Annotated in this window: 14 protein-coding genes, 2 tRNA genes and 1 rRNA gene; 6 read left to right on the top strand and 11 right to left on the bottom strand. The window is 67.3% G+C overall.

The genetic code is table 11. The features are described from left to right. Window positions 1-294: 294 nt before the first annotated feature. From CAL29_RS09990 to CAL29_RS09980, 3 genes are all read right to left on the bottom strand, one after another. Window positions 295-370 (bottom strand) — tRNA-Ala (locus CAL29_RS09990). 35 nt (window positions 371-405) lie between these two features. After that, window positions 406-482, bottom strand: a tRNA-Ile gene (locus CAL29_RS09985). Window positions 483-601: 119 nt separating this feature from the next. Further along, window positions 602-2,132: ribosomal RNA gene (locus tag CAL29_RS09980) — 16S ribosomal RNA — on the bottom strand. A gap of 757 nt (window positions 2,133-2,889) precedes the next feature. On the opposite strand from CAL29_RS09980, the gene rng reads away from it, so the two are divergent. After that, on the top strand, window positions 2,890-4,374 hold the full coding sequence (rng, locus tag CAL29_RS09975) for a ribonuclease G (RefSeq protein WP_094852906.1): 1,485 nt from the start codon (window positions 2,890-2,892) through the stop codon (window positions 4,372-4,374). Between the two features lie 56 nt (window positions 4,375-4,430). On the opposite strand, the gene msbA is transcribed toward rng, so the two are convergent. Continuing rightward, on the bottom strand, window positions 4,431-6,209 hold the full coding sequence (msbA, locus tag CAL29_RS09970) for a lipid A export permease/ATP-binding protein MsbA (protein WP_094852905.1): 1,779 nt from the start codon (window positions 6,207-6,209) through the stop codon (window positions 4,431-4,433). Between the two features lie 122 nt (window positions 6,210-6,331). Here msbA and CAL29_RS09965 point away from each other — a divergent pair, with 122 nt between their 5' ends. The 4 genes from CAL29_RS09965 to CAL29_RS09950 all read left to right on the top strand — a co-directional run bounded on the left by CAL29_RS09965 (window position 6,332) and on the right by CAL29_RS09950 (window position 11,641). After that, complete coding sequence (locus CAL29_RS09965) at window positions 6,332-7,312, top strand: glycosyltransferase family 9 protein (RefSeq protein WP_094853999.1); 981 nt, start codon at window positions 6,332-6,334, stop codon at window positions 7,310-7,312. A 34-nt stretch (window positions 7,313-7,346) separates the two neighbouring features. After that, window positions 7,347-8,114 carry a YdcF family protein gene (locus tag CAL29_RS09960; RefSeq protein ID WP_094852904.1) on the top strand — a complete coding sequence of 256 codons (768 nt, stop codon included), beginning with the start codon at window positions 7,347-7,349 and terminating at the stop codon, window positions 8,112-8,114. Continuing rightward, complete coding sequence (locus CAL29_RS09955; protein WP_094852903.1) at window positions 8,114-8,383, top strand: YkgJ family cysteine cluster protein; 270 nt, start codon at window positions 8,114-8,116, stop codon at window positions 8,381-8,383. Before CAL29_RS09960 ends, CAL29_RS09955 begins: the two co-directional genes overlap by 1 nt. A 291-nt stretch (window positions 8,384-8,674) precedes the next feature. Further along, on the top strand, window positions 8,675-11,641 hold the full coding sequence (locus tag CAL29_RS09950; RefSeq protein WP_094852902.1) for a S8 family serine peptidase: 2,967 nt from the start codon (window positions 8,675-8,677) through the stop codon (window positions 11,639-11,641). Window positions 11,642-11,657: 16 nt separating this feature from the next. Here CAL29_RS09950 and CAL29_RS09945 read toward each other — a convergent pair whose 3' ends face one another. The 6 genes from CAL29_RS09945 to dnaE form a co-directional block, all read right to left on the bottom strand. Beyond that, complete coding sequence (locus CAL29_RS09945; RefSeq protein WP_094852901.1) at window positions 11,658-12,383, bottom strand: polysaccharide deacetylase family protein; 726 nt, start codon at window positions 12,381-12,383, stop codon at window positions 11,658-11,660. 78 nt (window positions 12,384-12,461) lie between these two features. Beyond that, window positions 12,462-13,592 (bottom strand): glycosyltransferase, encoded by a 1,131-nt coding sequence (locus tag CAL29_RS09940; protein ID WP_094852900.1) that lies wholly within the window; start codon window positions 13,590-13,592, stop codon window positions 12,462-12,464. Next, on the bottom strand, window positions 13,589-14,353 hold the full coding sequence (locus CAL29_RS09935) for a glycosyltransferase family 2 protein (RefSeq protein WP_094852899.1): 765 nt from the start codon (window positions 14,351-14,353) through the stop codon (window positions 13,589-13,591). The genes CAL29_RS09940 and CAL29_RS09935 overlap by 4 nt, the downstream gene beginning before the upstream one ends. Continuing rightward, complete coding sequence (locus CAL29_RS09930; protein ID WP_094853998.1) at window positions 14,350-15,243, bottom strand: polysaccharide deacetylase family protein; 894 nt, start codon at window positions 15,241-15,243, stop codon at window positions 14,350-14,352. Before CAL29_RS09930 ends, CAL29_RS09935 begins: the two co-directional genes overlap by 4 nt. A gap of 35 nt (window positions 15,244-15,278) precedes the next feature. Beyond that, a complete protein-coding gene (locus tag CAL29_RS09925) occupies window positions 15,279-16,382 on the bottom strand; it encodes a glycosyltransferase family 4 protein (RefSeq protein WP_094852898.1) in 1,104 nt (367 codons plus the stop codon). Further along, the gene (gene dnaE / locus CAL29_RS09920; protein ID WP_094853997.1) at window positions 16,382-19,873 is read right to left on the bottom strand and encodes a DNA polymerase III subunit alpha; all 3,492 of its coding nucleotides are present in this window, start codon (window positions 19,871-19,873) and stop codon (window positions 16,382-16,384) included. Before dnaE ends, CAL29_RS09925 begins: the two co-directional genes overlap by 1 nt. Before the next feature lie 96 nt (window positions 19,874-19,969). Here dnaE and lpxO point away from each other — a divergent pair, with 96 nt between their 5' ends. Next, window positions 19,970-20,869, top strand: a complete 900-nt coding sequence (gene lpxO / locus CAL29_RS09915; protein WP_094852897.1) for a lipid A hydroxylase LpxO — start codon at window positions 19,970-19,972, stop codon at window positions 20,867-20,869. Between the two features lie 29 nt (window positions 20,870-20,898). Here lpxO and hrpA read toward each other — a convergent pair whose 3' ends face one another. Then, window positions 20,899-24,903, bottom strand: a complete 4,005-nt coding sequence (gene hrpA / locus CAL29_RS09910) for an ATP-dependent RNA helicase HrpA (protein ID WP_094852896.1) — start codon at window positions 24,901-24,903, stop codon at window positions 20,899-20,901. Window positions 24,904-24,968 lie beyond the last annotated feature (65 nt).

The following is a 24,968-nucleotide window of genomic DNA, read 5'->3' as shown; positions in this document are numbered from 1 at the left end:
ATTCAATGTCTGACATGACATCGCATTTGTGCCGTTCCAAATTGCTTTAGAACTATTAATGCAATCACAACCCGTATTCACCTTTCGTCCGATCACTCGAACTACTCGACGAACACATTGTCGTTTTGCTTCTTCCAGATTGTTAAAGAACGATATACAGCTTTATTGGATTAAAAACCCAACGTTTAACCCTGCATCACACTCGATGCAGCCCTAAACGTTGGACTCTCTTCGCTTTCCACGGACCCGACGATCAGCCTACTCACCCACTTGCCCGGTTACCCAAGCAATTCGTGGTGGAGGTGAACGGGATCGAACCGATGACATCCTGCTTGCAAAGCAGGCGCTCTCCCAGCTGAGCTACACCCCCATTTACCCGTCGCATACACCGCGCCGCGTAAAACCTGGTGGGTCTGGTTGGATTCGAACCAACGACCCCCGCCTTATCAAGACGGTGCTCTAACCGACTGAGCTACAGACCCAATTAATCATCGGATCCGCTGTGGATGACAGACAAATAAACCTCTCTGCCCTGCCACCGATCCAGCCATATCAACAACCGATAAGTGTGAACGCTTGACACCAATCACGCTTCGCTCTGAAAGGAGGTGATCCAGCCGCACCTTCCGATACGGCTACCTTGTTACGACTTCACCCCAGTCATGAATCCTACCGTGGTAATCGCCCTCCTTGCGGTTAGGCTAACTACTTCTGGTAAAACCCACTCCCATGGTGTGACGGGCGGTGTGTACAAGACCCGGGAACGTATTCACCGCGACATGCTGATCCGCGATTACTAGCGATTCCGACTTCACGCAGTCGAGTTGCAGACTGCGATCCGGACTACGATCGGGTTTCTGGGATTGGCTCCCCCTCGCGGGTTGGCGACCCTCTGTCCCGACCATTGTATGACGTGTGAAGCCCTACCCATAAGGGCCATGAGGACTTGACGTCATCCCCACCTTCCTCCGGTTTGTCACCGGCAGTCTCATTAGAGTGCCCTTTCGTAGCAACTAATGACAAGGGTTGCGCTCGTTGCGGGACTTAACCCAACATCTCACGACACGAGCTGACGACAGCCATGCAGCACCTGTGTTCCGGTTCTCTTGCGAGCACTGCCAAATCTCTTCGGCATTCCAGACATGTCAAGGGTAGGTAAGGTTTTTCGCGTTGCATCGAATTAATCCACATCATCCACCGCTTGTGCGGGTCCCCGTCAATTCCTTTGAGTTTTAATCTTGCGACCGTACTCCCCAGGCGGTCAACTTCACGCGTTAGCTGCGCTACCAAGGTCCGAAAACCCCAACAGCTAGTTGACATCGTTTAGGGCGTGGACTACCAGGGTATCTAATCCTGTTTGCTCCCCACGCTTTCGTGCATGAGCGTCAGTGTTATCCCAGGGGGCTGCCTTCGCCATCGGTGTTCCTCCACATATCTACGCATTTCACTGCTACACGTGGAATTCCACCCCCCTCTGACACACTCTAGCCCGGTAGTTAAAAATGCAGTTCCAAAGTTAAGCTCTGGGATTTCACATCTTTCTTTCCGAACCGCCTGCGCACGCTTTACGCCCAGTAATTCCGATTAACGCTTGCACCCTACGTATTACCGCGGCTGCTGGCACGTAGTTAGCCGGTGCTTATTCTGCAGGTACCGTCAGTTGCGCCAGGTATTAACCAGCGCCGTTTCTTTCCTGCCAAAAGTGCTTTACAACCCGAAGGCCTTCATCGCACACGCGGGATGGCTGGATCAGGGTTGCCCCCATTGTCCAAAATTCCCCACTGCTGCCTCCCGTAGGAGTCTGGGCCGTGTCTCAGTCCCAGTGTGGCTGGTCGTCCTCTCAAACCAGCTACGGATCGTCGCCTTGGTGAGCCTTTACCCCACCAACTAGCTAATCCGATATCGGCCGCTCCAATAGTGCGAGGTCTTACGATCCCCCGCTTTCCCCCGTAGGGCGTATGCGGTATTAGCTACGCTTTCGCGTAGTTATCCCCCGCTACTGGGCACGTTCCGATACATTACTCACCCGTTCGCCACTCGCCACCAGACCGAAGTCCGTGCTGCCGTTCGACTTGCATGTGTAAGGCATCCCGCTAGCGTTCAATCTGAGCCAGGATCAAACTCTTCAGTTCAATCTCTGTTTGCGCGCCCTCTAATCCAGCAAGCCAGACCAAGGACGCATTTCGCATTTGCTCAAAGGAAGTGAGAACCAAGACAAATTGCTTTGTCTCGCATTTCTTACTTCTTTGTGAGCACTTGATTTCGTTGGCGCCATCGATTGCTCGACGGTCGCGCGATCCGCATCAAGCGCCCACACTTATCGGTTGTTTCGTTGTTAAAGAGCGGTACTGCTGAATTCGGTACTACGTACTGCCTGCTGTTTACCTGACTTGCTGGGCGGCTTTCGTCGCGTCGCTGTGTCAGCAGCAGAGAAACGAGATTATGAAGCAGTTTTTCGAAGTTGTCAAATTCATTTCTGAACTTTTTTACTTCCTTCAAACGCTGCGTGCTTCGTCGAAGTCACCGCCTTGCATCTGAATGCAGCCTTGCTCGACCCGTTGCCGGATCTCGCTGAAACCGTGTCGGGCGGCGCTGCGCGCTCAACCATCAACGACCTCACCTCACTTCACCTTCGCTACCCTGCTGGCGCTTCGGAGCCGTTGCCGGCTTCGTTGTCGCGTTTGCGTTTGAGCAGCGAAGAAAGAGACTATAGCACGGTTTTTTAAGCACGTGCAAGTCGACGGGAGAAAAGATTAAAAATCCCGCTACGCAACGGCAGTGACGGGCCACTTTGTGGATAGACTTCACTCATCGGCGGCCCGCCGGACGCGAGGCCGAGGCCGCCACGGAACACCACATACATATATACATATAGAAGAAGCTTCGATCATGCCCTCTAGCACCGTGCTGCCTCAGGAAGACATACTGATCAACGTCACCCCCTTCGAAACCCGCGTCGCCATCATCGAGCAAGGGGCGGTCCAGGAACTGCACGTGGAGCGCAGCATCCAGCGGGGCCAGGTTGGCAACGTCTATCTCGGCCGGGTCGTCCGCGTCCTGCCCGGCATGCAAAGCGCCTTCGTCGACATCGGGCTGGAGCGCGCCGCCTTCATCCATATCGCCGACCTGCGCGAAAACCGCAGCGAGCGCAGCCAGGGCCTGACGCCCACCCCTATCGAAAAGCTGCTGTTCGAGGGGCAGACGCTGATGGTGCAGGTGATCAAGGATCCCCTCGGCACGAAGGGCGCGCGCCTGTCGACCCAGATCAGCATCGCCGGCCGCATGCTGGTCTACCTGCCGCACGATCCCCATATCGGGATCTCGCAGAAGATCGAGTCGGAAACGGAACGGGTACAACTGCGCGAACGCCTGCATGCGCTGGTGCCCGCCGACGAGAAAGGCGGCTTCATCGTCCGCACCCAGGCCGAGGGGGCCACCGACGAGGAACTGCAGGCCGATCTCGAATACCTGCGCAAGCTGTGGTCCAGCGTGCAGGCCCAGGCGCGCACCCAGCCGGCCCCGACCGTGCTGCACCAGGACCTGACGCTGGCCCAGCGGGTGTTGCGCGACATGGTCGGCCCGCGCACCGGCACCATCCGCGTCGATTCGCGCACCACCACGGTCAGCCTGATCGAATGGGCCAAGCTGTACACGCCTTCCGTGGTGGAACGGATCACCCACTACAGCGGCGAGCGGCCGCTGTTCGACATGGCCAACGTCGACGAGGAAATCGCGCGGGCGCTGTCGCGCCGCGTCGACCTGAAGTCCGGCGGCTACCTGATCATCGACCAGACCGAAGCGTTGACGACGGTCGACGTGAACACCGGCGGTTTCGTCGGCGGCCGCAATTTCGACGACACCATCTTCAAGACCAACCTGGAGGCGGCACAGGCCATCGCCCGCCAGTTGCGGCTGCGCAACCTGGGCGGCATCGTGATCCTGGACTTCATCGACATGGAAGACCCGGAGCACCGCGAGACCGTGCTGGCCGAGCTGCGCAAGGCCCTGGCGCGCGACCGCACGCGCATGACGGTCAACGGCTTCACGCAACTGGGCCTGGTGGAGATGACGCGCAAGCGGACGCGCGATTCGCTGGCGCACCAATTGTGCGAGCCCTGCCCCACCTGCCAGTCGCGCGGCCACGTGCGCACCGCGCGCACGGTCTGCTATGAAATCCTGCGCGAGATCCTGCGCGAGGCGCGCCAGTTCAATCCCAAGGAATTCCGCATCCTGGCCTCGCAGGAGGTAGTGGATCTGTTCCTGGAAGAAGAAAGCCCGCACCTCGCCATGCTGGGCGATTTCGTGGGCAAGAAGGTGTCCCTGGAAGTCGAGGCCGCCTATAACCAGGAACAGTACGACCTGATCCTGATCTGAAGCGGCGCGGCGGGCGGGCGGAGGAAAACCGCCCGGCCGTCCACCGCGGTCCGGTCTCAGTCCGTATCTCGGAACTGCATGCGGTACAGGGTGGCATACAGGCCGTTGGCCGCCAGCAGATCTTCGTGCCGGCCGTTTTCCACCACCTGCCCCGCGTCCAGCACGATGATGCGGTCGGCATTCTGGACGGTGGACAGCCGGTGGGCGATGACCAGGGTGGTGCGGCCCTTCATCAACCGCTCCAGCGAGGCCTGCACCTGGCGCTCCGATTCGTTGTCCAGGGCCGAGGTCGCCTCGTCCAGGATGAGGATGGGGGCGTTCTTGATCAGGGCCCGCGCGATGGCCAGGCGCTGACGCTGGCCGCCGGACAGGCGCGCGGCGTTCTCCCCTACCGGCGTCTGCAAGCCCTTGGGCAACTGGTTGACGAAGTCGCGCAGGTTGGCGGCTTCCAGCGCGGCCATGACCTGCTCGTCGGTCGCCTGCTCCAGCGAGCCATAGCCCACGTTCACCGCGATGGAGTCGTCGAACAGCACCACGTCCTGGCTGACCAGCGACAGGTGCGAGCGCAGGCTGGCCAGCGTCAGGTCGTTGATTTCGACGTCGTCGACCAGGATGCTGCCCGCCGTGGGCAGGACGAAACGCGGCAGCATGTTCACCAGGGTGGTCTTGCCGCTGCCCGAGCGGCCCACCAGGGCCACGGTCTCGCCCGGCTGCACGCTGAAGGAGACGTTGCTCACCGTATCCTGGGCGGCGTCCGGGAAGCGGTGGCTGATGCCGCGGAATTCGATCTTGCCGCGCACCGGGACGGGCAACGTGCGCGTGCCGCTGTCCAGTTCCGGCACCTGGTCGATCAGTGTGAAGACGCTTTCGGCGGAGACCAGCATGCGCTGCATCTTGCCGGCCAGGTTGGTGAGCCGCTTGACCGGGTCGAACAACTGCGCCAGGGAGGCCATGAAGGCGGCGAAACTGCCGGCGGTGAGCGTGCCCGCGTTGGCCTGCCCCAGCGCCACGGCGATGATGGCGGCCACCGAGATGGAAATGCAGACCTGCGTCAGCGGCGTCATCGCGGCGTCGGCGACGGCGCTGCGCATGGCGAAACGGCGCAGGCGCGAATTGACGTAGGCGAAGCGGCCGCGCTCGTACTCGTAGCCGTCGAACAGCTTGATGACGCGCTGGCCGTCGATGCCCTCGCCGACCACGCGGGTCAGCTCGGCGTTCATGTTGACGGTGTCGCGGTTGATCTTGCGCAGGCGCCGGATGAACACGCGGGCGATCAGCACCGATACCGGCAGCATGACCAGGATGATCAGCGTCAGCACCCAGGACATGTACAGCAGCACGCAGATCAGCGCCACCACCACCAGCGACTCGCGCACCAGCACGGTGATGACGTCGGTGGCGTAGCCGGTGACGTTGCCGGCGTCGATGGTGAAGCGGTTGAGCAGCCGGCCGGTGTCGCCCCGCTTGAATTCGGCGTCGGGCAGGCCCAGCAGGCGGTCGAACATCTCCTGGCGCATGCCGCGCAGCACGTTGTTGGCCACCCAGGCGAGCAGGTAGTCGCTGAAGAAGTTGCAGGCGCCGCGCAATACGATGAGGCCGACCACGGCCAGGGGAATGGCCCAGACGTAATAGGGTTTGGTGCCGGAGAAGCCGTCGTCCAGCAAGGGCTTCATGATGACGGCCAGGGTCGGCTGCGTGCCCGCGGCGCCCGCCATCAGCAGAACGGCAAGAATCAACGCTTTCCAATGCGACCCGACGCGGGAATAAATGCGGGCCCAGATGACGGACTTCACCGCCTGGCTACCAGCCTGCGCGTTACGTGCGGCAGAATTCAAGAAATCTCTCGCTTTTATACAATCCTGACCGGCGATTGTACCGTTGGCGCGCCAAGTCCCGCGGCGCCCGCCCCGGCCATCCCCGTATCCTTTACAAAAGCTCCATTTTCCCCTTGCCCGCCATGCCGTCCAATCTTCGCCTGTACGTCAGACTGCCCAATTGGGTAGGCGACGTCTGCATGAGCCTGCCCTCCCTGTACGCGCTGCAGGCCACCGGCCTGCCCCTGACGATCTGCGCCCGCCCCTGGGCGCGCGACCTGTTGGCGGGCGTGGCGCCGGCGCAGGACTTCGTGCCCATGCGCGGCGCCTGGCGCGCCGACCGCGCGGCGCTGCGCCAGCAACTGCGCGAGCGCGGCGCGCGAGCGCGCGACTGCCGCGGGCTCTGCCTGCCCGATTCGCTGTCCAGCGCCGCGGTCTTCCGGCTGGCCGGGATACCCACCGCCGGCTACCGCGACGATGGCCGCAGCCTGCTGCTGCGCTGGCCGGTCGACAAGCCCCGCGCGCCGCTGCACGCGGTCCAATCGTGGCACTACCTGACCCGCAAGGCGCTGGCGTGCTGGGGCCTGCCGGCCGGCGCCGAGCAGCCCGGGCCGGAACTGGGCCTGACGCCGACCGCCGACCAGATGGCGGCGGCCGACGCCGCCTTGGCCGAGGCCGGCCTGGCGCGCGGCGGCTTCGTGCTGATCGCGCCGACCGCGACCGGGCTGCATCGCGGCCGCAACAAGGTCTGGCCGGGCTTCGACGCGTTGACGCGGGGCCTCCAGGCGCGGGGCGTCGAGGTGGCCATGTGCCCGCCGCCGGCCGAGGTCGAGGAGGCGCGGCGCAACGCGCCCTCCGCGCGCCTGCTGCCGGCCCTGGGGCTGGGCGCCTTCGCCGCGCTGACCACCCGCGCGGCGGTGGTCGTGTGCAACGACTCGGGCGTTTCCCACGTGGCCGCCGCCGCCGGCGCGCGCCAGGTCACGCTGTTCGGCGTCACCGACCGCGAGCGGACCGGCCCCTGGTCGCGGGATGCCGTGTGCCTGGGCTCGAACGGCCACTGGCCGGACGTGGCCGAGGTGGAGCCGGCCGTGCAGGCGCGAATCGCTGCCCCCATCGCTGATTGACAGGGACGCCGACCGTCGGAACAATCGTGCCGGTATGGAAATCGCAAGTCTGCTGGCAAACCTGATCATCCCCCTGAACCTGTGCCTGACCCTGGTCGCCCTGGGCCTGGTATTGGCATTGTTTCGCCTGCGCGTCACGGGCGCGATCGTCGCCATCCTGGGGCTGGCGTGGGCATTGGCCTGGTCGCTGCCGGCGACCACGCTATGGCTGGGCGGCGCGCTGGAACGGCAATATCCCTATAAGCAGCCGGCCGAGCTGCCGACGGCGGACGCCATCGTGGTCCTGGGCGGCAACACCGCCAACAGCCGCCCGAACTGGTTCCTGCCCTACGACCGCGATACCGCGATCACCCGCCTGCAGACCGCCACCCAGCTCTACCTGGCCGGCCGCGCGCCGAAGATCGTCCTGTCCGGCGGCGCGCTGTCGGGCGACGTCAGCGAAGCGCAAGGCATGGCCCACGTGCTGCGCCAGGCGGGCATCCCCGAACAGGTGCTGATCCTGGAGAACTTCAGCCGCACCACCTACGAGAACGCCACGCTGACCGAGGACGAATTGCGCGACCATCACCTGGGCACCGTGCTGCTGGTCACTTCCGCCCTGCACATGCCGCGCGCCATGGCCGCCTTCCGCAAGCAGGGCGTCACCGCCATCGCGGCGCCTTCCCTGCCGCAGATCTTCATCCCCGACACGCAGCCGCCGCTGTCGCCGTGGTGGCCCGACATGCGCACCTTCGACGCCAGCCGCTCCATCATCAAGGAGTATTCGGGGCTGTTCGTGTACTGGCTGCGGGGCTGGGTGTAATGGCCGTCTCCTGTCGCCCCGGTTGCGGCGCCTGCTGTATCGCGCCGTCCATCGCCAGTCCGCTGCCGGGCATGCCGCAAGGCAAGCCGGCGGGCCAGCGCTGCGCGCAACTGCTCGACGACATGCGCTGCGCGGTCTTCGGCAAGCCGGAACGGCCGGCCTTCTGCGGCGGGCTGCAAGCGGCCGCGGACATGTGCGGGCCGGACCGCGCCCATGCCATCGCCTGGCTGACCAAGCTGGAAGCGGATACGGCGCCGGCCTCGTCCTGACGCGGCGTATCGGGCCTCCCGCTCTCACATCGCTGCCCCATACCGCTGCCCCCTATCGCTTTCCCATATCCCTTCAATACCGGCGCCGGTCCGAATAGCCGCCGCGCCGGTCGGCGTTTTTCCGCCGCCGCGCCGGAAAAAACCGTCTTGCGCCGCGTTCGCATGGAAGCGGCAGTCTCCTGTCGAGTGGAATTTTCTCCTATTGGATAACCCTATTCGATTGCTTAATTCAATCATGCGATTCAAGAGGAACCGCATGAACGAGCCGATTCAATCGACAAGGAGCATCCCATGGCGAAGAACGACCCGCGTTTCCCCCAAGCCGCCGCCGCATCGCCGGGCAGGCGCTTCCGCTTCATACCCAAGCTCGGCGCCCTCGCGCTGGCGCAGGTCTTCAGTCCCCTGGCCATGGCCGAGGGCGACGACTGGAATCTCGCGCGCGTCCGGGCCAACGAGACCTTCCACCTCGGCAAGACGGGCGCCGGCGTGCTGGTGGGGGTCGTCGACGACGGCATATTCGCCGACGACCCGGCGTTCGCGGGCCGGATCGACCCGCGTTCCGCTGGCTTCGACGACACCGACAATGCCCGGTTCCAGGCGCAGGCGGCCACGGACAGCCACGGCAGCATGGTGGCGGGCATCATCGCGGGCAGCGGGCGCAACGGCGACGTGCGCGGCGTCGCCCCGGATGCCCGCCTGCTGGTGGCGCGCTACGACGACGGCAGCGGCGACGGCGAGGACAGCTCGTCGCGCGCGACGCGCCATGCGGTCGACGCGGGCGCCCGGATCATCAACCAGAGCTTCGGGCCGCCGCCGTATCCGCGCCTGCGCGACGACGACGGCGAGCTCAACTCCGAACATGCCGTGCTCGGCCAGCACATCATCGAGTTCGACAGCCGCCGGAACACCTTGCAGAAATACGATGCCGAGGCGGTTTCGTATGCCGCGTCCAAGGACGTGCTGGTGGTGGTCGCGGCCGGCAACGAGTTCGGGGAGCAGCCGGTCGCCTCCCTGAATCCCAGCGGCAACGGCATGCTGCCCCTGATCACGCCGGAAAACACCCGACGCGGCCTCTACCGCTTCGTCGACGCGTCGGCGCCGGACCACGACGCCGACGACCCCGAAACCTACACCTACATCGACCCTGACGACGCGCGGGTCTCCGGGTTGGACTATTCGCCGCTCAAGTCCTCCGTGATCGCCGTCGTGGCGACCGACCGCGACAACAACATCACACGCTACAGCAACCGCTGCGGCGATGCGTGGCAATGGTGCATCGCCGCCCCGGGCGGCGACCAGGACGCCGAGGACGAAGGCGGCGGGTCCGCCGGGAACAGCTATCGGGTGATCGGCGACGGCGGCGAGCGGGCCAGGCGTGTGGCCGGCACGTCGGGCGCCGCGCCGCACGTCGCCGGCGCCGCCGCGATCGTGCGCGGCGCATTCCCCTTCCTGACCGCCGCGCAAACCCAGGAAACCCTGTTGACCACCGCCAACGACACGGGCCGCCTGTCCGACCGCCGCACCTACGGCCGCGGCCTGCTCGACGTCGAGCGCGCGTCCCGCGGCCCGGGCGCCTTCGGCGCGGAAGGCTTCGGCCGCTTCTTCGACGTCGACACCCAGGGCCACGACGGCGTCTTCTCCAACGACATCAAGGGTCCCGGCGGCCTGGTCAAGCGCGGCGCCGGCACGCTGGAACTGAGTGGCGCCAACACGTTCAATGGCGACACGATCGTGGCGGGCGGCACCCTGAAAGTGACCGGCTCGACCGCCGCCTCCAAGCTCAACGTACGGCCGGGCGCCACGCTGACGGGCTCGGGCACCGTCGGCGCCACCGCCGCCGACGGCATCGTCGTCCCGGGCGGCGCCGGCGGCCGGGTCCTGACCGTGGCGGGCGACTTCACGCTCGGGCCGCAAGGCGTCATCCGTTCCACCCTGGCCGGCGACGGCACGCTCGACCGCCTCGCGGTCGTGGGCAGCGCCAGCTTGAACGGCGGCACCTTGCAGGTGAACGGCGTGAACTCGTCCCTGCTGGGCCGGCAGTTCACGCTGATCGACACCGGACAAGGAGCGAGCGGGAATTTCGACCGGGTGCAAGGCGACGCCGCGCCGCTGTTCTCCTCGATAAGCACGTCCGTGCAGGACCGGCGCCTGACGGTGAGCGTCGGCCGCAACCCGGGCGGCTTCGGCGCGGTGGCCGCCAATGCCAACCAGCGCGCCGCCGGCAAGGCCGCCGATACGCTGCGGGCCGGCAACCCGGTCTTCGAGCGGCTGTTCAACGCCACCGATGCCGATACGGCGCGGCGCACCCTCGCGCCCCTGGCCGGCGACATCCACCCCAGCGTCAACGGGATGCTCGCCGCGCAGCAGGCGCAAACGCGCGCGATCCTGCTGGACCGGGCGGCCCCGCCCCGGGCCGGCGCCGCGGACGCGAACGGCGGCGCCGGGGCCTGGGGCGAGTACCTGAACCAGCGCGGCAACCTGGCCGGCGACGGCAATGCCGCAGGCCTGCGGCGCGGCGGCAGCGGGCTGATTTTCGGCGCCGATACCGCCGTCTCCCCCGCCACCCGCCTGGGCGGCGCGCTGTCCTTCGGCAACGCCAGCGTCAATACCCGGGGGACGGGCGCCGGACAAAGGGCCGGCATCGGCGGCGCATCCGTGTCGGCCTACGGTTCCACCGAGGCCGGCGCGGCGAACCTGCGCTATGGCGCGACGCTGGGCATGCATGACGTCAAGACGCGCCGCGACACCGGCTTCGGCAGGGCGAACGCCAAGTACAGGACAGGCGCCGCGCAGGTCTTCGGCGTCGCCGGCCTGCCTTACGCCATCGGCGACGCCGTGGTCGAGCCCTACGCGGGCCTGGCCTACGACCACGCCCGCAGCGGGAGTTTCAAGGAGTCCGGCGCCGGCGCGGCCAATCTGCGGGGCAGCCGGGCCGCCCAGGGCAACCTGAGCAGCACCCTCGGCGTGCGCGCGCATACCGCCTGGGACCTGGGGAAGGACGGCAAGCTCGGCGTCCATGGGCAGGCGGGTTGGCAGCACGCCTACGGCAACGTCACGCCGGCCACCCGCATGCGCCTGGGCGACTCGGCGGCCTTCACGACGCTGGGGCTGCCGCGCAGCCGCGATACCTTGCTCGTGAACGCGGGCGCCACGTGGCACTACACCCGTGACGGCTCGGCCAGCCTGGGCTACGGCGGCGCCTTCGGCGACCGCGGCACGGACCACAGCGTGCGCCTGAACCTCGGCTGGCGCTTCTGACCGGCGCGGGCGCCGCTCAACGGCGCCTGCGCTTGTCCTCGTAGGCGGTGAGCGTCTTGCGCAGGAAGCTGAACAGGCTGGTGCCGCCGGCGACCAGGACGCGCTTCAGGGCATAGGGATCGTCGCCGGCGTGCGCCAGGCCGCGCCGCGTCACGGTGGCGTTGTCGTAGCCGGCCTCGCGCGCCATGCGGCAATGGTCTTCCGTGTACTCGCCGTAGGGATAGCAGAAGGCCGTGACCGGCTGGCCCGAGGCGGCTTCCAGTTCGCCGCGCGAATCGGCGATCTGGCGCATGGCTTCCTCGGGCGCGAGCTGGGGCAGGTGGACATGGTCCAGCGTGTGCGAGCCCACCTCCATGCCCGCCGCCGCCCATTCCCGCATTTCCGCCACGCTCATCAGGGGCGACGCCGGCACGCCCTTGTCGGCGTCCCAGACATTGGCGCCGTCGAACTGGCGCGCGACGAAATAGTTGGTGGCCGTATAGCCCAGTTCCCGCAGCACCGGCAAGGCGTTGCGGTGCACGTTGCGATAGCCGTCGTCGAAGGTGATGCCGAAGACCTTGCCCTGGCGCTCGCCGCGCACGTAGGGCATGAGATCGCGCATGGACAGGCCGCGATAGCCGAAGCGGCGCAGCCAGGCCATCTGGCGGCGGAAGCGCGCCGGATGCACGGTCAGGCCGCGGTACGGCGATCCCGGCGGCGCGGGCTCGCCGATCTGGTGGTACATGAGGATGGGGATCGGCATGCGCCGGATTATATCGGCCGCCGCCACGCACGGCCGCGCCCGGGCCGGCGGCGCGCCCTGCTCACCGGGCCGCCCTGCTCAGGCCGGGCGTCGCGCGGGCGCGGCGGCCAGCGCCGCTTGGTAGACCTCGAAGGTGCTGGCGACGAAAGGCCCCAGGCTGAACTCGCGGGCGCTGCGTTCGCGCGCCGCCGCGCCCATCGCGGCGATGCGGCCCGGATCGTCCAGGATGCCGCGCAGCACGGCCGCGATGGCGTCGGGCGCGCGCACGGGCACGATCCAGCCGTCGACGCCGTCGATGATGTTCTCGGGCAGGCCGCCCGCCGAGGTGACGAGCGCCGGCAGGCCCAGCGCCATCACCTCGCGGCAGGCGAAGGACAAGGCCTCGCGGTAGGACAGGACGAAACCGACGTCGCAGGCGGCCAGCGCCGGCCGCACGTCGTCGAGCAGGCCGGGAAAGACGACGAGGTCCTGCACGCCCAGCTCGCGCACCCGCGCCATCTTCGCGTCGTTGGGCGGATCGCCCGCCACCAGCACGCGGAAACGCTCGCGCTGTTCCGGCGCCAGGGCAGCCAGGGCCGCCATGAGGTCCAGCCATCCCTTGTCGTAGTCGGTGCCGCCGGCGCTGCCCAGCAGGATCTTGCCGCGCCAGGCCGGGCCGAAATAGCGCTCGCGCAAGGCTTCGTGCAGCGAGGACGACGGCGGCGAGAAGTATTCGGTGTCGATGCCGTGGCGGATGGTGGCGATGGGCAGGGCGCGATACGGCGAGTCGCGCAGCAGGCCGGCGACGAAGTCGCTGACGGCGATCACGTAGTCGGTGGCGAAGCGGGCGCGCAGGCGATGCCCCAGCGTGTTCAGCGGCAGGTCGTTGTGCTTGGTGAAGACGATGCGCGGACGCCGCATGCCCAGCGTGGCCAGCATGACGTGGCGGTGGTCGGACGAGCCGTTCACGTGCACGACGTCATAGCCCTCGCGCGCGATCAGGCCGCGCAGCGCCGCGCGCTCGGCGAAAAAGCCCGAGGCGCGCGTGCTGAAGCGCGCATCCACCACCTTGACGCCGGGAATGGCGCCGGCGTAGCGATACAGCCGGCTGGTGGCCGGCGTCGCCACCGTGATGTCGTGCGCCGGCGCCAGCCCGCGCGCCAGGTTGAGGATGTAGGTGACGTGCCCGCCGCCGTTGCGCGGGTGGAAATTCGTGTAGAGGATTTTCATGGGCGCTTGTCCTCGTCGCCCATGAACATCAGCTTGGCGTAGCGCGAGAAACTGCCCGCCGCCGCCGTCACCGCCAGCACCACGCCCTGGCGGCCGTCGAGGAAACCGCGCCGGAGCAGGTAGATGCGCACGAAGGTCCAGAAGCCATGGCCCAGGGCGCTGAAGATGGACGCGCGCTTGCCGCGGGCGTACATCATCGTGGCGGCGTCGGAGGAATAGCGGTTGCTCTTGGCGATCAGCGCTTCCAGGTTGGGATAGGAATAGTGGATGAAATGGGCCTCCAGCCGCCCTGCCCGCCAGGCGCTCACGGGCACCACCTTCTCGTGGACGGCGGCGTCGGTGAAGCGCCCCGCGCCGCGCCGGAACAGCCGCAGCACCGGGTCGGGCCACCAGCCGCTGTGGCGGATGAAGCGCCCGCAGAACTCGGACAGGCGCGGGATTTCATAGGCATCCTTGTCGCCCGTCTCGATGGCCTGGCGGATCTCCCGCGCCAGTTCGGGCGTGACCCGCTCGTCGGCGTCGATGGACAGCACCCACTCGCCCTGCGCCAGCGCCAGCGCGCGGTTCTTCTGCGGCCCGAAGCCGGGCCAATCGGCGGTCTGCTCCACCGTCGCCCCCATGTCGCGCGCCAGTTCCACCGTATTGTCGCTGCTGCCCGAATCGACCACGATGAATTCGTCGGCGAACGCCACGGACTCCAGGCAGGCGACGATGTGCGCCGCTTCGTTCTTGGTGATGACGATGACCGACAGCTTCTTCATGAACGGCGGCCCCGCAGGCGCGCGCGCAGCCGTTTCTTCCAGGATTTCCAGGCGTTGTAGCGCGGCCCCCAGAAGGGATGGGCGGCCCACCACAGGCGCTTGGCCAGCCACGCGCCGGGCTGGTTGCGCACGGCGAAGCGGTAGATGTGTTCCGCTCCCGCCGCGCCCGGCGCGCCGGCGGCGACGTTCTGGCCGAAGGGGTCCGTCGTATAGAAATGGCGGAAGCCCGCGGCCCGCCCTTCCTGCATGTAGTCGTCGTCGAAATAGCCCTGCGGCCAGCAGAGATGGTCGCTGGCCTCGCCCAGCCGCGCCAGCAGCGTGGCGCGCGAATCCGCCAGTTCCTTGGCCATGTGCGCGCGCTTGGACGCCGTGTCCGGGCCGCAGGCCTGGTCCCAGCGCGTATGCGTATGCGTGTGGCTGTGGAACTCGAAGGTGCCGGCCGCGCGCATGGCCTCGATTTCGCTCCAGCGCAGCATGACGTCGTCATGGCGGCCGGCCTCGATCAGCTTCTTGCTGGCATCGTGGTCCGGCGCGGCCGGCAAGCTGGCCGCGGGCACGCCGTCCTGGCCTTCGTAGGGACGCACGGGGCCCTCGCCTATCCAGCCCGTGATCACGAACAGCACGGCGTGCATGCCGTAGCGCTGCAACACCGGATGGGCGTAGACCCAGTTGTCGAGATAGCCGTCGTCGAAGGTGATCAGCACCGACTTGTCGGGCACGGGGCGACCCGCCAGGTGGCCGGCGAAGCGCTCCGCGGTCAGGGAGGTGTAGCCGTTGCGCGCCAGCCAGGCGATCTGGCTTTCGAAATTGGCCGGCGTGGTGTTGATCATGCCGCCGGCCGGCGTGACGTGGTGGTACATCAGCACCGGCACGTTGTGGGCGGGCTTGATCGGCGCGACGCTGAGCGGATCCTTGATCGCGTTCTTCATGCGCCGCGCTCCGCCAGCCATTTGCGATAGATCGCCTCGGTGCGTTCGGCCAGGCGCTGCGGCGAGAAAATCCCTTCCTCGCGGATCATGCGCCGCCCCGCCTCGCCCATGGTCCTGCGCAGTTCGGGATCGTCGATCAGGCGCTGCAACGCGCCGGTCAGCGCCGGCTGGTCGTGCAGGGGCACCAGGAAACCGGAGACGCCGTCGCGGAACATCTCGGACACGCCGCCCACGTCGGTGCCGACCACCGGCAGGCCGCTGGCCTGCGCTTCCACGTAGACGGTGCCGGAGGCCTCCTGCTCCGTGGCCAGGGCGAACAGGTCGAAGCCGGCCAGCAGGTTGGGCACGTCGCGGCGCGTGCCCATCAGATGGATGCGCGATTGCATGCCGAGTTCGGCGATATAGGCCTGCACCCGTTCGAAGGTGGGCGAACCGCTGCCGACGAACACCAGGTGCAGGTGGGGCCGCGTGCGCATCAAGGGCAGCATGGCGTCGATCAGCGCGCGGTGCCCCTTGGCGGGCCGCATCACGGCCACGCAGCCGACCACGACGTCGCTCTGGGACAAGCCCAGTTCCTCGCGCAAGGTCGACTTCTCGATGGGCGGCGGCGGCACGATGGGCGAATACAGCGTGGCGATGCGATCGCGCGGCACGCCCCGCGTGATCAGGTATTCGCGCACGTGGTCGCTGACCGTGGTGACGCGGTGCGGCAGCCAGGTGTACGACCACATCGAGCCGACCTTGCTGGCCAGGTGGCGGGTGCGCACGATCAGCGGCGGCGTGCCCGCCAGCCGCGCGGCGGGCGCGGCGATCACCGTGTCGCGGCGGCTGTGGGTATTCAGCACGTCGTAGCGGCCGGCGCGCAGGATGCGCTTGATGGCCGCGATGCCCTTGAAATAGTTGCCCACGCCGGCCATGTCGACCTTGTGCACGGTAAAGCCGGCGTCGCCCAGGCGCTCCACCAGTTGCGCGCGCGATTGGACCACCGCCTCCATGTGGTGGCCGCGCTCGCGCATGGCCACCATTTCCTTGAAGATGCGATGCTCCTGGCCGCCGAAAGCGGTGGCGGCCTCGGAATGGATAATGCGCAGGGGTTGCATCAGTAAGAGATCTCCACGCCGTCCGGGCGCGCCCACTCACCCAACTGTTCCAGCAAGGTGTCCGCCATGCGGACCCGCCATTCCTCGCTCAGGCGGACCGTGCAGCGGAAATTGTCTTTCTTGTATTCGACCTCGACCGGGATGCCGGGGATGCCGTTCTCCGGCTCGGCGCGGTAGGGATTGAGCAGCTTGCGCAACTGCTCGGCGTTGGCGTTGCCGTTCAGGCGCACGCGCAGCACGCGGGCGCGCGCCTCGCGCGCCAGTTGCAGGTCGTACAGGGATTCGGCCACGATGCGCATGCCGCCCGAGTATTCGTCGTTGCTGACCTTGCCGTGCACGATGATGAGCTGGTCCTCGCGCAGGCGGTTGCGGTGCTTCTCGTACAGTTCGTTGAAGACCGAGATTTCCACCTGGGCGGTGCCGTCGTCGATCACCGCGAACACCATCTTGCCGCGCCGGGTCATCATCACCCGCACGCCGGCCAGCACGCCGCACATCCATTGCGGATCGCGCTGCGGCTCCAGGCGCGCCAGCGTCATCGGCACGATGCGGCGCACCTCGTCGCGCCAGGCGTCGAACAGGTGGCCGCTGAAGAAATAGCCCAGCGCCTGCTTTTCCTCGGACAGCCTGGTATGCAGGTTCCAGGGCGCGACCTTGGACAGCTCGCTGGCCACCACGTCGCTGCTGTCGTCGCCGAACAGCGAGACCTGGTTGGCGCTGCGGGCCGCCTGCTCGGCGGCTTCCATCGCCGTCGGCACCGAGGCCAGCATGGCGGCGCGGTTGGGCTCGATGGCATCGAAGGCGCCGGCGCGGATCAGGGCCTCGATGGTGCGGCGGTTGACCGAGTGCTTGTCGACGCGGCGGCAGAAATCGAACAGGTCCTTGAACGGACCGCCCTGCTCGCGGGCGCGGATGATTTCCTCGACCGCGCCCTGGCCGGTGCCCTTGACCGCGCCCAGGCCGTAGCGCATGGTGCGCGGCGGCTGCCCCTTGGCGGTGTGCTCGTCCTCGACCGGCTGGAAGCGGTAGCCGGAGGCGTTGACGTCCGGCGGCAGCACCGCCACGCCGTTGTCGATGGCGTCGCGGCAGAAGATCTGCACCTTGTCGGTGTCGTCCATATCGGACGACATGGTGGCGGCCAGGAACTCGGTCGGGTGATAGGCCTTGAGCCAGGCGGTCTGGTACGAAATCAGCGCGTAGGCGGCCGAGTGCGATTTGTTGAAACCGTAGCCGGCGAACTTTTCCATCAGGTCGAAGAGCTTGACCGCCAGGTCCGGGTCGTGGCCCTTCTCCACCGCGCCTTTCTGGAACAGCTCGCGGTGCTTGGCCATTTCCTCGGGCTTCTTCTTGCCCATGGCGCGGCGCAGCAGGTCGGCGCCGCCCAGCGAGTAGCCGCCGATGATCTGCGAGATCAGCATCACCTGCTCTTGGTAGACGATGACCCCGTAGGTGCTCTTGAGGGTCGCTTCCAGGTCGTCGTGGAAGTAGTCCACCGGCGCGCGGCCGTGCTTGCGGTTGACGAAGTCGTCCACCATGCCGGATTCCAGCGGACCCGGCCGGTAGAGCGCCAGCATGGCGATGATGTCTTCGAAGTTGCTGGGGCGCAGCTTCTTCAGCAGCTCCTTCATGCCGCGCGATTCCAACTGGAACACGGCGGTGGTGTTGGCGTCGGTCAACACCTTGTAGGCCGCCTGGTCGTCCAGCGGCACGGCCATGATGTCGAAGTCGCGCTTGGTCGCGTTGAACTGCCGCACGTAGCGCACGGCCCAGTCCAGGATGGTCAGGTTGCGCAGGCCCAGGAAGTCGAACTTCACCAGGCCGGCCGCTTCGACGTCGTCCTTGTCGAACTGCGACACCGCGCTGTTTTCCTGGCCGGGCTGGCAATACAGCGGGCAGAAATCGGTGAGCTTGCCGGGCGCGATCAGCACTCCGCCGGCGTGCATGCCGATGTTGCGGGTCAGGCCTTCGAGCGGCTGGGCCAGGTCCACCAGGCCGCGCACTTCCTCTTCCTGCTCGTAGCGTTCCTTGAAGGCCGGCTCGTCCTTGAGGGTGCGCTCCAGCGACCAGGGATCGGCCGGGTTGAAGGGGATCAGCTTGGACAGGCCGTCGCAGAACAGATAGGGCATGTCCAGCACGCGGCCGGCGTCGCGCACCACGGCCTTGGCGCCCAGCGTGCCGAAGGTGGCGATCTGGCTGACGGCCGCGCGGCCGTACTTTTCCTTCACGTAGTCGATGACGCGTTCGCGGTTGTCCTGGCAGAAATCGATATCGAAGTCGGGCATGGACACCCGCTCCGGATTCAGGAAGCGTTCGAACAGCAGGTCATAGCGGATGGGGTCGAGGTCGGTGATGCCCAGCGCGTAGGCCACCAGCGAACCGGCGCCGGAACCCCGGCCGGGACCGACCGGCACGCCGTTGTTCTTGCCCCAGTTGATGAAGTCCTGCACGATCAGGAAGTAGCCCGGGAAGCCCATCTGGATGATGGTCTTGCACTCCCAGCGCAGGCGTTCGTAATACTGCTCGCGCTTGGACTCGCGCTCGGCCGGGTCCGGATAGAGCACTTCCATGCGTTTTTCCAGGCCCTGCTCCGACAACTGGACCAGGTAGTCGTCCAGGGTCACGCCCTCGGGCGTGGGGAAGATGGGCAGGCGGGGCTTGCCCAGCACCAGGGTCAGGTTGCAGCGCTTGGCGATTTCGACGGTGTTGGCCAGCGCGGACGGCACGTCGGCGAAACGGCGCGCCATTTCCGTGCTGTCCATCAGGTACTGTTCCTCGGTGAACCGGCGCACGCGGCGCGGGTTGGCGAGGATTTCGCCCTCGGCGATGCAGACGCGCGCTTCGTGCGCCTGGAATTCGTCGCGGTCGAGGAACTGCACCGGGTGCGTGGCGACGACCGGCAGGCGCGCTTCGGCGGCCAGGCGCAAGGCGGCCTGGGTATACGCCTCGTCGCCGTCGAAACCGGCGCGATGCAGCTCGACGTAGTAGGCGCCCGGGAAGGCCTGCGCCCACACCCGCGCCAGGGCCAGCGCGGTGACGGCGTTGCCGGCCTCCAGCGCCTGGCCGACGTCGCCGGCGCGGCCGCCGGACAGGACGATCAGCCCCTCGCTGCCCAGCAGCCAGTCGCGCCGCACCTCGGCGCGGCCCTTGTGCTGGTTGGTCAGGAAGGCGCGCGACAGCAGGTCGCAAAGATTGAGGTAGCCCTGGCGGTTGCGCACCAGGACCAGGACGCGGAACGGCTTGTCGCGGTCCTCGTCGTTGGTCAGCCAGATATCGCAGCCGGCGATGGGCTTGACGCCGGCGCCGCGCGCCGCCTTGTAGAACTTGATCAGGCCGAACAGGTTGGACAGATCGGTCAGCGCCACGGCCGGCTGGCCGAGCTTGGCGACGCGCTTGATCAGGTCGGGGATACGGACGAGTCCATCCACCACCGAAAACTCGGAGTGGACACGCAAATGGACAAAAGGGGACGGGGCTACGGCGGCTTCTGACATGTCCGCGATTGTACCCAGGCCGCCTTTTTCGCGCGCGGTTTGGACCGGCCTGTGCAAGAATAGGCGGTTATCTCGTATCGAACGGTGTTTTACGTTATGAAATGGCTGATTCCCGGCATCTGGCTGGCCGCCATCCTCTATGGGCACTACAGAGGCAAGGTGCGCCTGTCCTGGGGCCGCGTGTTCCTGGACCATTCGGTCCTGCTGGCGCCGGTCAACGCCTTCATGGTGCTGACCTCGCGGGTGCCGACCTCGCCCTACGTCTCCACGCGGGAATTCCCGGAACTGCAGAAACTGCAGGACAACTGGGAAATCATTCGCGACGAGGCCTTGCGGATGCAGGAATTGCGCCGCATCAAGGCCGCCGAGAACCACGACGACATCGGCTTCAACTCCTTCTTCAAGTACGGCTGGAAGCGGTTCTACCTGAAGTGGTACGACGCCCGCCACCCGTCGGCCGAGGAGCTATGCCCGCGCACGGTCGCCATCCTCAAGACCATTCCGACGATCAAGGCGGCGATGTTCGCCGAATTGCCCGACGGCGGCCAGTTGAACAAGCACCGCGACCCGTTCTCGGGATCTCTGCGCTACCACCTGGGCCTGGCCACGCCCAACGACGACCGCTGCTACATCGAGGTCGACGGCCAGCCCTATAGCTGGCGCGACGGCGAAGGCGTGGTGTTCGACGAGACCTACATCCACGAAGCGCACAACCGTTCCGGCGCCAACCGCGTGATCCTGTTCTGCGACGTCGAGCGGCCGCTGAAGTGGCGCTGGGCCGAGGCCTTCAACCACTGGTTCGGCCGGGTGGTGATGTCGGCCGCCAGTTCGCCCAACGACAGCGGCGACAAGACGGGGGCGATCAACCGGTTGACCCACCTGCACCATCAGATCGACCTCAAGCGCAAGCAGTTCAAGGCCTGGAACCGGACGGTGTACAAGACCGTCAAGTGGGCCCTGGTGGCGCTGGTGGTCGGGGCGTTCATCTGGCTGTAGCCCGGCGGGCGCGCCGTCCCTGACGGCGCCTACCGCTGCATCGACTCCCAGGTCTTCATCAGCCGCTTGACCGACACGGGCATCGGCGTGCGCAGCTCCTGCGCGAACAAGGCGACGCGCAGCTCTTCCAGCAGCCAGCGGAATTCGTCCAGGCGCGCGTCGGGCGCGCCCTTGAGCGCGGCGCGGGCGCGCTGGTACTGGGTCAGCAAGGGCGCCATCTCCGCCATCAGGCGCTGGTCGCGCCCGGGATCGGCGCGCAGCTTGTCGATGCGCGCCACCGCCGCCTTCAGGTAGCGCGGGAAGTGCGCCAACTGGGCATAGGGCGTGTCGCGCAGGAACCAGCGATGCACCAGCGCGCCGCACTGCTGCTGCAGGTCGGCATAGGCCGCGGCATGCGCCTTGGCCTGCGGCAGCTTGCGCTGCAGCGCCGCCCACTCCGTGAGTATCGTCCCCGCCAGGCGCGCCACCTCCTGCGCCAGCAGGCCCACCCTGCCCTTGCCTTCGTTGCGGCGGCTGTCGAACTCGGCGGCATTGGCGGGCCAGGGCTCGGCCAGGCAGGCCTGCGCCAGGGCGGTGTCGACGATCTGGTCGCGCAATTCCTCCAACGTGCCCAGAGGCATGAAGAGCATGCTGATGCGGGTCAGGTCGGCCAGGTTCTTTTCCAGGAACTTGACCTGCTCGCGCAGCCCCAGGCGGAACAGGCGCAGCAGGCCCGCGCGGTGGTGGCGGCGCGCCTCGCCGGGATCGTCGTAGACATCCAGGTCGCAATGCGTGCCGCGATCGACCAGGGCCGGATAGCCGATCACCGACTGGCCCTTGCGCCGGATCTCCATGATCTCCGGCAGTTCGCCGAAGGTCCACGCCGTCAGGCCCTCCTGGGCCAGGGCCTGGGCCACCTGGTTGTCGCGCGCGGCCATCTGCTGGAAGTCGGCCTGCGCCTGGCGGCCATGTTCCGCCTTCAACTGGGCCAGGTTGCGGCCGGCGTCGAGCATGCGGCCATGCTCGTCGACCACCCGGAAATTCATGAACAGGTGCGCGGGCAGGGTCTCCAGCTTGAAGTCCGAGGCCTGCGGGCGCACCTTGAGCTGTTCCCACATATCGGCCGCCAGCGCGTCCAGCAGGCCCTGCCGGGGCTCGCCGAGGCGGTCGAACCAGCGGTCGTAGAAGCCGGCGGCGTAGTCCGGCAGCGGGACGCAGTGGCGGCGGATCTTCTGCGGCAGGGATTTCAGCAGCAGTTGCACCTTCTCCTTGAGCATGCCGGGCACCAGCCATTCGCAGCGCTGGGCGTCGACCTTGTTCAGGGCGAACAGCGGCACCGACAGCGTCACGCCGTCGCGCGGCGAACCGGGCTCGAAGTGGTAGTCCAGGGCCATGGAGACGCCCTGCCATTCCAGCTTCTTGGGAAAGACTTCCGTGGTGACGCCCGCGGCCTCGTGGCGCATCAGTTCGTCGCGCGTCAGCAGCAGCGCGGCGGCGCCGGCCTTGTCCAGGCCGTTGACCCATTTTTCCAGGGTGGCGGTCTGGCTCATGCCGGCCGGGATCTGGCGGTCGTAGAAGGCGTGGATGAGTTCGTCGTCGACCAGGATGTCGGGGCGGCGCGCGCGGTGCTCCAGCTTCTCGATCTCGGCGATCAGGCGGCGGTTGTGCGCCACGAAGGGCAGGCGCGTGTCGATCTCCCCCGGCACCAGGGCCTGGCGGATGAACAGTTCGCGCGCGTGGGCCGGGTTGATGCGGCCGTAGTGGACGCGGCGGCCGGAATAAATCGTCAGGCCGTACAGGGTGGCGCGTTCGTTGGCCACCACCTGGCCGGCTTTTTTCTCCCAGCGCGGGTCGCTCCAGTTGCGGCGCAGCAGGTGGGCGGCGGCGCGCTCGATCCAGGCCGGCTCGATGCGAGCGACGCAGCGCGCGTACAGGCGCGTGGTCTCCACCAGTTCGCCGGCCACGATCCAGCGGCCGGCCTTCTTGGCCAGGCGCGAACCGGGATGGATGAAGAAGCGGATGTCGCGCGCGCCCAGGTAATGGCCCGCGCCGGCCGCCCCGGCCTCGTCGCTCTTGAAGCCGATATTGCCCAGCAGGCCCGACAGCAGCGCCAGGTGCAATTGCTCGAAGGTGGCCTCGGCGGTATTCAGCCGCCAGCCCTGCTCGCCGACCACGCTGGAGAGCTGGCTGTGCACGTCGTGCCATTCGCGCAGGCGCAGCGGCGACAGGAAGTTCTGCCGCAACAGGGCCGCCAGCTTGCGCTGCGAGGCCTTGTGCTCGACCTGCTCGTGGTACCAGCGCCAGAGCTTCAGGTAGGACACGAACTCCGATTTGTCGTCGGCGAACTTGGCGTGCGCGTTTTCGGCGGCCTCCCGCTCGTGCATGGGGCGGTCGCGGGGGTCCTGCACGGACAGCGCCGACGCGATGATCAGCATCTCGGTCAGGCACTGCTGTTCGCGCGCGGCCAGGATCATGCGGCCGACGCGCGGGTCGACGGGCAGGCGGGCCAGTTCCTGGCCGGTGCGCGTGAGGACGAAACGCGGGCCGCGTGTTGCCTCGGTCCCTTCGGCCGCTTTCGTCCCTTCGGTCGCTTTCGTCCCTTCGGCCGCGTCGCCGCCGTCGCCGGCCGCGCCGGTTTTCCGCGCGGGCGCGGCGCCGGCGCCTGCGTCGGCCGCGTCGGCCCCGTCACCCTCCCCGTCCTCCGGCGCGGCCTCGATCGCGCCCAGTTCCTGCAGCAGGTGGTAGCCGTCCGCGATGGCGCGCCCGGGCGGCGCCTCGACGAAGGGGAAGCTTTCGATGTCGTTCAGGCGCAGCGACTTCATGCGCAGGATCACCGAGGCCAGCGAGGACCGCAGCACTTCGGGATCGGTGAAGGGCGGCCGCGCGTTGAAGTCGTCTTCCGCGTACAGCCTGATGCAGACGCCCGGGCCGACGCGGCCGCAACGGCCCGCGCGCTGGTTGGCCGAGGCCCGGCTGACGGGCTCGATGCGCAACTGCTCCACCTTGTTGCGCCACGAATAGCGCTTGATGCGCGCCAGCCCGCTGTCGATGACGAAGCGGATGCCGGGCACGGTCAGCGAGGTCTCGGCGACGTTGGTCGCCAGCACGATGCGGCGCGCGTTGCCGCGCGGCCGGAAGATCTGCTCCTGCTCGGCCTGCGACAGGCGGGCGAACAGGGGCAGGATCTCGGTGCCCGGCGGGTGGTGCTTGCGCAGGGCTTCGGCGGCCTCGCGGATTTCCCGTTCGCCGGGCAGGAAGACCAATACGTCGCCCGGGCCGTGGCGCGCGCACTCGTCCACGCCGTCGACGATGGCGTCGATCAGGTCGCGCTCTTCGTCGCCGGAGCGGTCGCGGCCGCCCGCGCGCGGCCGGCGCGCGGCGGTTTCCTCGATATCGTCCTCGGTCTCGTCCTGGCGCACCGGCCGGTAGCGGATCTCCACCGGGTACAGTCGGCCGGACACCTCGATGACGGGCGCCGCCGTGCCGTCGGCCGCGGCGAAATGGCGGGCGAAACGCTCGGCATCGATGGTGGCCGAGGTGATGATGACCTTCAGGTCCGGGCGGCGCGGCAGCAACTGCTTGAGATAACCCAGCAGGAAATCGATGTTCAGGCTGCGCTCGTGGGCCTCGTCGATGATAATGGTGTCGTAGCGGCGCAGCAGCGGATCGCGCTGCGACTCCGCCAGCAGGATGCCGTCGGTCATCAGCTTGATGGCGGCGTTCGGGCCGGTGCGGTCGTTGAAGCGCACCTGGTAGCCGACCAGCTCGCCCATGGGCGTATTCAATTCCTCGGCGATGCGCTTGGCCACGGAGGTGGCGGCCAGGCGGCGCGGCTGCGTGTGGCCGATCATGCGGCACCGGCCGCGGCCGGCGTCCAGGCAGATCTTGGGCAACTGGGTGGTCTTGCCCGAACCGGTCTCGCCGCTGACGATGACCACCTGGTGGCTGGCGATGGCGCGCGCGATCTCGTCGCGCCTGGCGCTGACGGGCAGGTCTTCCGGGTAATGGATGGGGGGGATTTCGCGCGGCGGCGCGGGCGGATGCTTGACGGTCATTGCCCGAATTATAGAGGGCCGCCCCCTCGCCACAGCGGGAAGGCGGCCCTCCGCACCAGGGGCAC

Origin of the sequence: Bordetella genomosp. 10 (assembly GCF_002261225.1) — a bacterium.
Taxonomy (GTDB): Bacteria; Pseudomonadota; Gammaproteobacteria; order Burkholderiales; family Burkholderiaceae_B; genus Bordetella_C.
This window is presented reverse-complemented; position numbering and strand designations above follow the sequence as displayed.